Origin of the sequence: Vibrio genomosp. F10 str. 9ZD137, from assembly GCF_049974785.1 — a bacterium.
In the GTDB taxonomy this organism is placed as follows: domain Bacteria; phylum Pseudomonadota; class Gammaproteobacteria; order Enterobacterales; family Vibrionaceae; genus Vibrio.
This window is the reverse complement of the sequence record NZ_JBNGCJ010000454.1, coordinates 1-9,654: the sequence shown is the minus strand read 5'-3', so window position 1 is coordinate 9,654 and position 9,654 is coordinate 1. Positions and strand designations below refer to the sequence as shown.

The window sequence follows — 9,654 nt, the reverse complement described above, 5'->3', positions numbered from 1 at the left end:
GACCTGACCTGACCTGACCTGACCAATGGCCATGAGCAAAGTGACTCCAATCATCATTTTAGAATATTGGATGTAACCAACATTGATGATGCAGGTGTTACCTTGGCCACGGCATAAGGTATGTTTTACTCGATGCTAGATTTAACGGTTTGGCCGTTGTAGTACTTGTCTTTCATCTTAAGCGCCACGTTCACGAGGTAAATCAACACAGGCACTTCAATCAGCGGACCGATAACACCCGCAAACGCTTGGTCAGAGTTGATACCGAATACTGAGATAGCAACTGCAATGGCTAGCTCGAAGTTGTTACCTGTCGCGGTGAATGCAATGGACGCGTTCTTATCGTATTCAATCCCTATCTTCTTACCAATGAAAAAGCTGATGAAGAACATCACTGTGAAGTAAATAGTCAGTGGAACCGCAATCAACAATACGTCCATTGGCAACTCAACAATCATCTCGCCTTTTAAGCTGAACATCAGAACGATGGTGGCCAGTAGTGCCATCAGTGTGATGGGAGAGATGCGTGGAATGAACACATCGTTGTACCATTGCTCGCCTTTCATCGACACAAGGATCTTACGGCTTAAAAAACCGGCTAGGAATGGGATACCTAGGTAGATAAGTACACTGTGTGCAATGTCGATCATCGAGATATCAACCAACATACCTTCGTAGCCAAATACTGGTGGAAGAACGCTGATGAACAACCAAGCCATAAAGCTGTAGCTCACCACTTGGAATGCACTGTTTAGAGCAACCAATGCTGCGCCGTACTCTTTGTTACCGCCACCGATATCGTTCCAAACCAGAACCATCGCCACACAGCGAGCAAGACCAATCAGAATGACACCGACCATATAACCTGGGTGATCGCCTAAGAATGTTAGCGCCAATACAAACATCAGAATCGGGCCAACAAGCCAGTTCATGATCAGAGATAGTTTGATGGCTTTCTTATCTTTTACCACGGTGCCTAGCAGGTTGTAGTTAACCTTAGCCAAAGGTGGATACATCATTAAGATAAGGCCGATTGCTAATGGAATGTTGGTCGTGCCAACCGACATAGATTCGTTCCATTGTTCGATTTGTGGGAACAGGGTGCCAAGCAGTACACCAAGACCCATCGCGATAAAGATCCACAGCGTTAAGTAGCGATCTAGAAAACCTAATTTTGGTTTCATGATATTGTCTCTTTGGTTGATATCGTTAATCGTCGAAAAACGATATTTGAAAGCAAAAAAATACGCTTAGTTTATTCGGTATTCGACAAACTAAGCGCGATAAATCTATTTTAAAATGGTGTCGATCAGCGTCTCAAATTGTTGAATATTATCTCGATTAATGCGGTAGCACATCTTCGGTGGTATCGATTCAGCGGTGATGAAGCCTGAGGTCTTCAGTATTCTTAAATGCTCTGATACGGTTGATTGAGCCAAACCCAATTCGCTAACCAAGTCACTGTTCAAACAGCCGCCCGATTTTTCTAACGTGGAAAGGATACTCAATATACGAACTCTTGCCGGGTGAGCAAGCGCTTTAGCCAAAGCTGCCATTTGTATTTCAGCTTCAGCATCACCATGTTCGATTGGTAGAACACAGCCACCAGTTGTGAGGCAAACTTTATTCATGTGGATATTTTACTGCATTAATCGTTAAAAGACGATTAATGGTAAGTCTATTGTGTAAAAAGATCAACGTAAGCGTTTAAGTTGAGCACTAGAATCCATAAATTGAAATAAGGATGACGTAAATGGGTTGTCAACACACGAGATCCCATATGCGGGTAAGCGAAAATTTTCCGATGTCGTTCTGCTACGAGTGATTATGGAGTGACGCTAACCAAGTACTATAGATTTTAAATGAGAATAAGTAGGGTTATCATAAAGGGTGCAGCCAGTGATAACCCTACAAAGTGAAGCGTTCACTCGATTTTTATGTCTTTTACTTTACCTATAAGTCGTATTCGGCCTCTTATTGTGAGTGATAAAAGTTTATTTAAATGATAAAAGCATTGGTGAGACAAATATTTCGATACAAAATATAGAGAAGATGAAAGCTTAACTATGAATACATCCGCATTTGATCGCATCAGCCGCGTTTTAGCTTTTATTCACGCGAATCTTAGTTCAGCGTTATCGTTGGAAGACATCGCGACACAAAGCTGCTGGTCTCGTTGGCAACTGCAAAGAGTGTTTCAAGCAGAAACAGGGCTTACCGTAGCAAACTATGTAAGAGAGCTTAAGCTGAGCCAAGCTGCAGAAGAATTACTTGATGGAAAAGAGCGCGTGATAGATATTGCAGTTGGCCTCGGGTTTAACTCAGAAGTGAGCTTTAGCCGTTCTTTTAAGCAAATGTTTGGGGTGAGCCCAAGCCAATATCGAAAAGCAGGCAAAAGGGGTGGGCTGAGAAAACCAATACAAGTGTCTGAAACCGTGAGTGCCGAAGAGAAGGGTGCTCTGAGTTTTGTTGAAGTTCGCATTGACGAAAGAGAGTCTTTCCTTGTTAAGGGTGTCACCTCAGAGATCAGTGGTTTGTTTTCCCTAACACAAGACTTCGCACAAAAAGTCCCTCAACTTTGGTCTCGCTTGGAGCAAGAAGTCACTCTACCAGACGATGACGTACTGCGATTTATTGGCGTCGCCGACCTTACTCAGTCTTACTTCGATGGGACCAATATCCACTATTGGGCGGGCGTTGAACTCCATGATGCGATATCCATTCCGCAACTGCCGAGCATTATCTCTGATAAATTAGAGGTGCTGACTGTCCCAAAGCAAACCTACGCAGTGGTCAAGCATTGTGGTCCTATAAAGAATCTGCGTCATACCTTGAGTTGGTTTGTGCTGAACTGGTTGCCAAGTTCAGGCTATCGTGGTGTGGATGGCTACGAACTGGAAGTGTACCCATTGAGTTACCAACCTTATGCTGCTAATGCTGAAATGGAATATTGGGTTCCTGTTGTTAAGCTGTAGCTGTGTCTACTTCAACTTTCCTCCTATAAATCTGACTTACCAATTTGGCTAATTGCATTTTAAATCAGCAATTGGCCTGCTTTTTAAACAACAAGAGAAGTTGTTTTGAAACGTGCACCAAATTGTTAACTATCCCATTCAAAGATACATACAATGCAAATGAGATTCATTACTATTTATATTAAGCATTGGTACCGAGGGAATTATGACCACTCACACACGTTTTAAATATTCATCACTTGCTGTTGCATTACTGACTGCACTCTCAGCACAAGCGTTGGCCGAAGAAACCATTACTGCGGCAGGCTCGAATGTAGAAACTGTGACTATTATGGGCAAGGCTTATCGTAATACAGCCACAAAATCAGCACTCGAGCCAGAGGAAACGCCTCAAGGTATTACGATCATTGATGAAGAGCATTTAGAGCAACGAGGTGTTCAATCTTTGAACCAAGCCCTACGTTATGCACCTGGCGTTGTCACTGAAAACCGCGGTGGATCAGTCGCTATGTTCGATTCATACTCTATTCGTGGTTTTAAGACCAATAATGTTAACTACTATGATGGTCTATCACTTCAACAATTGAATGGATGGAACTTGCAGCCGCAGATTGACCCAATCGCAATGCAACAAGTCGAGATCTTCAAAGGGCCGACGTCTGTGCTTTATGGCGCGATGCCACCGGGTGGTATGGTGAACATGATCGCTAAGGCACCGCAAACTGAACAATCAACTAAGGTTGGCGTTGCGACAGGCTCTCGAAACCTACAAGAAGCATCGATCGATACAGCGGGACAATTTGGTGACAGTGATTTTTCATACCGTTTGATCGCACTTGCTCGTAAGCAAGATAGCCAAGTTGATAACGCAGAAGAAGAGCGCTACTTAATTGCCCCTTCTGTTGATTGGCAAGTAAGTGATAAAACACAAATCAACTTTAACCTGTATTACCAAAACGATCCTTCAATGGGCATCAACTCTGCAATGCCTTTGGAGGTATTGAAAGCGAGTGATCCTTCGGTTTCGATGGGGGATAAGAACTGGAGTAAGTTTGAACGTGAAGTGTTGATGATGGGTTATAAAATTAACCATGACTTCAATGACAATTGGGCTTTTTTACAAAATGCTCGTTACACTGATGCCTCTCTGTACCAAGAAAACACGTATCACTTTAGTTACGATGCGAATACGCCAAATCAATTATCTCGCGCTCTCTACTCAACAGATGAAAGCTTTAAAGGCTTTGTCATCGATAACCAACTGAGCGGCATTGTTGATGTAGGTTCAGTCGAACATAATCTGTTGCTTGGTTTAGATTACCAAGATTTGGATGGTAATGTTAACTACTCATCCTACAGCGCTAATGGCAGCGGTTTTAATCGTTTTGATCCACTGAATCCCAACAACGACCTATTAGATCGTCGTGATGTGACTAAAACGGGCGAATGCCTAGATGATACAACATCTAGTCAATTGGGTTTTTATCTTCAAGACCAGGTTCGACTAGACGCATTAGTGCTTATTGCCGGAGCAAGATTTGACCACTATAAATCAGAAAGTGATTACTACGCGCATGAGTCTGATCATAAGCAAGTCACTTATCGTCTAGGTGGTTTGTATCAGTTTGATAACGGACTATCCCCATTTGCAAGTTACGCGACTAGCTTCGAGCCAGCTCCTGGTGTTGATAAATCTGGTAATGAGTTCGATCCTGAAAATGCTCAGCAAGCCGAGATGGGTGTGAAGTACCTGTCTGACGATATGTCTAAAGAAGCGACTGTTTCGTTATTCCACATTGTTAAGCAAGATATGTTGATGACCGATCCAACAAACGTTTATGGGCCAAAAATCCAAGTGGGTGAAGTTGTATCGAAAGGTGCAGAACTGTCTGGACGTTGGTTTGCGACCGAAAACTTCGATATTGCAGCAGCATATGCCTATGTTGATATGGAAATCACAGAAGACTCTAGCAATGGTTTAGAAGGCACAACACCAATCTACGTGCCGGAACACACTGCAAACGTGTGGGCTAGTTACAACGTGTTCACTGGAATGTTAGCGGGTTCGCGCTTAAGTGCTGGTGCACGTTATGTGGGTGAAATGCAAATGGATGCGAGCAATACTCAAGGTAAAGTACCATCATACACCTTAGTTGACCTATCTGTCGGTTATGACCTAGGCGCTGCGAGTGAGACTTTATCGGGTGCTACAGCCAACCTAGCGGTTAACAATATCTTCAATGAAGAATATTATGCGTGTTACGACCAATCTAATTGCTGGTTTGGTGCAGAGCAGTCTATAGAGTTAAGCGTGAACTATGAATTTTAACTAGGTTACGAGGATCTAAGTTACGAGGATCAATGTTTAAAGCAGCCTTAATTAGGCTGCTTTAAATAGGCCTAATCGGAGTGAGGCGGACCATCCCATTAGGTCTTGCGCTTTTTACCATCCAATTTACTTGAGTTGGCGACCTAGTCTTAGACCAACTAAGCCCCCTTTATTCGTTCTACGCCACAAACGACTTTGGAAAAAGTCGGTATGAAACAATAAAAGCATTATTAATTAAATGGTTATAAATGTGTGCGCCTCGCATTTTTATGCAATTATGTTAGTAATTTGACGCTATCTATGGATTAGGTATGTATTTATTGAATGAATATCGTTAGCGTGTAAATCTCTATTCATCGTTACAGTTAAGGAAACATCATGATCAGGATGGTCACCCAGTTATTCCCGCTATGGGCTTTACTGCTTTCATTTATTGCCTACTCTACACCAGATGCTTTTGTTGGACTCAAAGGCTATATCGTTCCGCTGCTCACCATCATCATGTTGACGATGGGGTTGACGTTAAAACCCAGTGATTTTGCGGGCGTATTGAGTAAGCTCCCTGTTGTTGGTGTTGGGCTGATTTTACAGTTTTCTGTTATGCCAATTGCCGCTTTACTGATTAGTATCGCGATGGGGTTCGATACTGAATTAACCGTGGGTATGGTATTGGTCGGTTCGGTGGCTGGTGGCACAGCATCTAATGTAATGTGCTATTTGGCTCGCGGTGATGTTGCTCTGTCGATTTCCATGACGGCATTATCAACATTGGTTGGCGTGGTGGCGACACCATTCTTGGTTCAGCTTTTGGTCGGGCAGACCGTCGACGTACCCGTGACTAGCATGTTGGTGAGTTTACTTAAGATTGTTTTAGCGCCAGTGATCATCGGCGTTATCCTTAACGTCTTACTTCAGTCGACGATAAAGAAAGTTGAACCTGTATTGCCAGTGATCTCAATGGTCGCCATTGTGGTGATTATTGCCATTGTTGTAGCATTAAACGCTGAAAGATTGGCAACCATTGGTCCTTTGGTCGCGTTGGCTGTAATACTCCACAATTCATTGGGTTTAGTGTTTGGTTTCTATGTTCCTAAATTACTTGGCTTCGATGAAAAAACCTGTCGCACCGTTGCATTGGAAGTTGGTTTGCAAAACTCGGGTTTAGCGACGGCATTAGCAATGAAGTATTTCACGCCAGCTTCCGCTGTAGCAGGAACAATTTTTTCAATTTGGCACAACCTTTCAGGTTCAGTAGTGGCAGCGCTTTGGGCTCGAAAAGTAAAACAAGCTGAAGAAGAGCAGAGCAAACCCGTTCTAGAGTCATAGTGGTTTTTAGGATTAATGTGTTCTAGCCAATAGAAGAGGCCAGCGAATGCTGGTCTTTTTGCATCTTATAGGGGGATGAGTTGTACCATTGATGAAGTGCAGATGAAGTGAGTCGATTTCTCTTGCTCAATCGAAGGATTAGCCGATATAAAGCTTAGGCATGTTAACTGCCTGTTCTCTATGCAAATCATTTTCACAGTGCTCATTTCTTTTATAAATTGTTCAAGATATGTACTGATTAAAAAAGCTCATAATTAGAAGCAACATCATTTTATGAAGATGCTTTTCCTCAATAACTGTGATTCTCATTCCTATCAATAAAATACCGGCTGTGATGGATAGACATTATAAATATATCTTGTTGTTTCTTAGTACAAAACTATAAAAAAAATCAAGTCATGGTGGTCTCTTAATAACCATTAGGGCCGTTTGGGATAATAAAACAATAGAGAGTGAATAAGTGGCAGCAACGAATCATATTCTTAAATTAGCAGTGGGAATGGCTATTCTATCGAGTGCACCGTCTTTGGTAAGTGCGCATGGCTGGTCAGAATTTCCGAATGCCCGACAGAACATTTGTTATGAACAAGGTGGAATTTGGTCGGGTACTCCACCTAATGAAGCTTGTGCTCAAGCAAAAGACATTTCAGGCACTTATCCGTTCGTACAACGTAATGAGTACGCTAAGAACATTCCGGATTTCAATAGTTTTAGTGCGGTAAAAGCTGCAATTCCGGATGGTACATTATGCTATGCCAATGACGCCCAAAAGCGTGGCATGGGAGCCAGTCACACGGGTTGGAAACGTACAGAATTAAAAACGGGAACCTTTGAGTATGTCTTTAATGCTACTGCACCTCATAACCCTTCGTTTTGGGAGTTTTATCTAACCAAACCGAATGCAGACCTTAGCAAGCAACTCGCTTGGGGAGATCTCGATCTTATACAGACGGAAGGAAATGTCCCTGTCAATGCTGGCAAGTACCGCATTAATGTGACGATACCTTCAGAACGCAGTGGAGACGCCATACTATTTGTACGTTGGCAGCGTGATGATGCTGTTGGTGAAGGTTTCTACAATTGTTCAGATATTACTATCGTCGGTGGTGATACACCTCCACCAGAGCCTACCCCGAAACCTGATTTAATAAGGGGTGAACTCTTTGTTGCAACTGAATTTGGCACGCCAAAAGCTGGGGATACGGTTAAGTACGATATTATTAACCAATACGGTGAAGTGGCGCGTAGCTTCGATCTCCTCGTTGATGATTCAAACACTAATGATTGGGCCCGCTTACTGGCTTCTGAAATCAACGGATGGCATAAAGAGTTTAAGGACGGTGCCGTATTCATTGGTGATTGGCATGAAGAAATGCAGCATTACATGTATTTCCAAAACGATCCTTCGCGTAACTTCTTCAACTCAAAAGATGGCAGTGAGTCTGGATTACTGACCCTGTTTAAAGGAGATGACGGTAGTGTTGAACCGTTAGAGGGCGATATTTACGAGCTTGTGACCAGCGATAACGTTGTTAACGCCGGAGACAAGGTGGTTATCGTAACAGGAGAAGCAGCAATCGTTACACAGACTCAGGGATCTACTGTCGACATCCAAAATAACGGGACGTCTTCAATTATCATTGATACCAAGGCCATTACCGCGAATGACATATTGTCATTTGCTGCGAGTGCCATAGACAGCGAGCGTGTTGAAACGTTCACGTTTGAAGTTATTGTAGATGATGGTGGAGTCACGCCAGAGCCAGAACCAGAACCAGAACCAGGAACTTGGGATTCGTCTACAACATATTTAGGTGGAGATGTAGTTATTTATGCGGGTCAAGCGTGGAAAGCCCAATGGTGGTCTCGCGGAGGTGAAAACCCTGAAGCAACCTACCAAAACGACAAGTGGGGAGTTTGGCGCCCAGCAAACTAGTTGTTCTCGACTTTCTCTTGCTCAATGCGGTTGAGTGATACCTCAAAGCGACATCTCAAAGCAAACATAAGTGGCACCACATGGTATTAATGTGGTGCCACTTTTGTAGAATGTAACAGTGGTACGGATACTCTTTCTAGTTGTAGGAAGTACTAGTGGTAGAAAGTACTAGTTGAAGAAAGCAATGGTTGAGAGCATGTCTATTTAAAAAACACCCGTTACATACTATCGAAGTAATCTCCGTATTCATCCAGTAAACTTCGTGGGCTTCTGAGGCGAAAACGCTCATTGTCAACAACCGCGTCAGTTATTCTATCGATTCGAAATAACCTAGGCGCGGCTCTTAAATAGTCCCACCCTAAAAGATACCAAGCGGGCCAGTTGAGCAGTATAAATTGCGGTTCTATGCACCTTTGCGTTTCACTTCCTTTTTCTGAAATGTAGTGAATTGAGAGCTTTTTCTGCTGTATAAATGCCTGGCTAATGTCATTAAAAAAAGGATAACGCGTATTGGTTACTGTACTTGCGACTGGCTCGGAAGCAATAGCACCAACCAATACTCGCTGGCGTAAAAGGTTTATACGTTTCTGTTGTTCATTGTTCAGAAAAAAGGTGAGCTTATTTTTTACGCTAGATATGTTGTCCCCTAATATGGGACACCTTAGTGAGTCGGTTAGCGCGAGTGCCATCAAAGTATTTAAAATTTCTTCATCACTTAAAAAAAATCGAGGGGGACGAGTCATTCCTCTCAACGCTATGCCGCCCCCTGTGCCTCGCTCTGCGTCAATATCGTAGCCTTGCTGGCGCAACAAGGTAATGTCTCGAGATATGCTTCTAACCGAAATCCCAAGTTCATTGGCTAACTCTTTAGCTGTCCAAAGATTCTTGTTTTCTAAAAGACCAATCAGGTTATCCAATCTTTCTTGCCTGTTTTGAAAGCCGCGCATTATTAATGTGTCATTTAGTGTCTTATTTGTACGTAGCATAGCATTTCACTTCATTTTGAGACAGCGTCGTCACATCAACTTTGCGCTATACATCGACTTGGAGTAATAAACGTTTCTTAACTAATAGCTTTATAACTAATA

Annotated in this window: 7 protein-coding genes; 4 read left to right on the top strand and 3 right to left on the bottom strand. The window is 42.8% G+C overall.

The genetic code is table 11. The annotated features are described in order from the left end of the window. Positions 1–125 precede the first annotated feature (125 nt). Both arsB and ACP45E_RS10905 read right to left on the bottom strand, forming a co-directional pair. Positions 126–1,184: an ACR3 family arsenite efflux transporter gene (arsB, locus tag ACP45E_RS10910; protein WP_017037052.1), complete on the bottom strand. Its 1,059-nt coding sequence runs from the start codon at positions 1,182–1,184 to the stop codon at positions 126–128. A 105-nt stretch (positions 1,185–1,289) separates the two neighbouring features. Next, positions 1,290–1,631: an ArsR/SmtB family transcription factor gene (locus ACP45E_RS10905; RefSeq protein ID WP_017037053.1), complete on the bottom strand. Its 342-nt coding sequence runs from the start codon at positions 1,629–1,631 to the stop codon at positions 1,290–1,292. 435 nt (positions 1,632–2,066) lie between these two features. Here ACP45E_RS10905 and ACP45E_RS10900 point away from each other — a divergent pair, with 435 nt between their 5' ends. From ACP45E_RS10900 to ACP45E_RS10885, 4 genes are all read left to right on the top strand, one after another. After that, complete coding sequence (locus ACP45E_RS10900) at positions 2,067–2,975, top strand: AraC family transcriptional regulator (RefSeq protein WP_017037054.1); 909 nt, start codon at positions 2,067–2,069, stop codon at positions 2,973–2,975. A gap of 205 nt (positions 2,976–3,180) precedes the next feature. Further along, the gene (locus ACP45E_RS10895; RefSeq protein WP_017037055.1) at positions 3,181–5,304 is read left to right on the top strand and encodes a TonB-dependent siderophore receptor; all 2,124 of its coding nucleotides are present in this window, start codon (positions 3,181–3,183) and stop codon (positions 5,302–5,304) included. A gap of 378 nt (positions 5,305–5,682) precedes the next feature. Next, positions 5,683–6,630, top strand: a complete 948-nt coding sequence (locus tag ACP45E_RS10890) for a bile acid:sodium symporter family protein (protein WP_017033506.1) — start codon at positions 5,683–5,685, stop codon at positions 6,628–6,630. 499 nt (positions 6,631–7,129) lie between these two features. Continuing rightward, on the top strand, positions 7,130–8,566 hold the full coding sequence (locus ACP45E_RS10885) for a lytic polysaccharide monooxygenase (protein WP_026026487.1): 1,437 nt from the start codon (positions 7,130–7,132) through the stop codon (positions 8,564–8,566). Positions 8,567–8,784: 218 nt separating this feature from the next. On the opposite strand, the gene ACP45E_RS10880 is transcribed toward ACP45E_RS10885, so the two are convergent. After that, positions 8,785–9,552: a helix-turn-helix transcriptional regulator gene (locus tag ACP45E_RS10880; protein WP_017033508.1), complete on the bottom strand. Its 768-nt coding sequence runs from the start codon at positions 9,550–9,552 to the stop codon at positions 8,785–8,787. Between the last annotated feature and the right edge of the window lie 102 nt (positions 9,553–9,654).

Excerpts from the sequence above, each read along its gene's own strand:
- ACP45E_RS10885 (WP_026026487.1), top strand. The coding sequence starts at position 7,130 with ATGGCTATTCTATCGAGTGCACCGTCTTTGGTAAGTGCGCATGGCTGG.
- ACP45E_RS10880 (WP_017033508.1), bottom strand. The coding sequence starts at position 9,552 with ATGCTACGTACAAATAAGACACTAAATGACACATTAATAATGCGCGGC.
- ACP45E_RS10900 (WP_017037054.1), top strand. The coding sequence starts at position 2,067 with ATGAATACATCCGCATTTGATCGCATCAGCCGCGTTTTAGCTTTTATT.
- ACP45E_RS10905 (WP_017037053.1), bottom strand. The coding sequence starts at position 1,631 with ATGAATAAAGTTTGCCTCACAACTGGTGGCTGTGTTCTACCAATCGAA.
- arsB (WP_017037052.1), bottom strand. The coding sequence starts at position 1,184 with ATGAAACCAAAATTAGGTTTTCTAGATCGCTACTTAACGCTGTGGATC.
- ACP45E_RS10895 (WP_017037055.1), top strand. The coding sequence starts at position 3,181 with ATGACCACTCACACACGTTTTAAATATTCATCACTTGCTGTTGCATTA.
- ACP45E_RS10890 (WP_017033506.1), top strand. The coding sequence starts at position 5,683 with ATGATCAGGATGGTCACCCAGTTATTCCCGCTATGGGCTTTACTGCTT.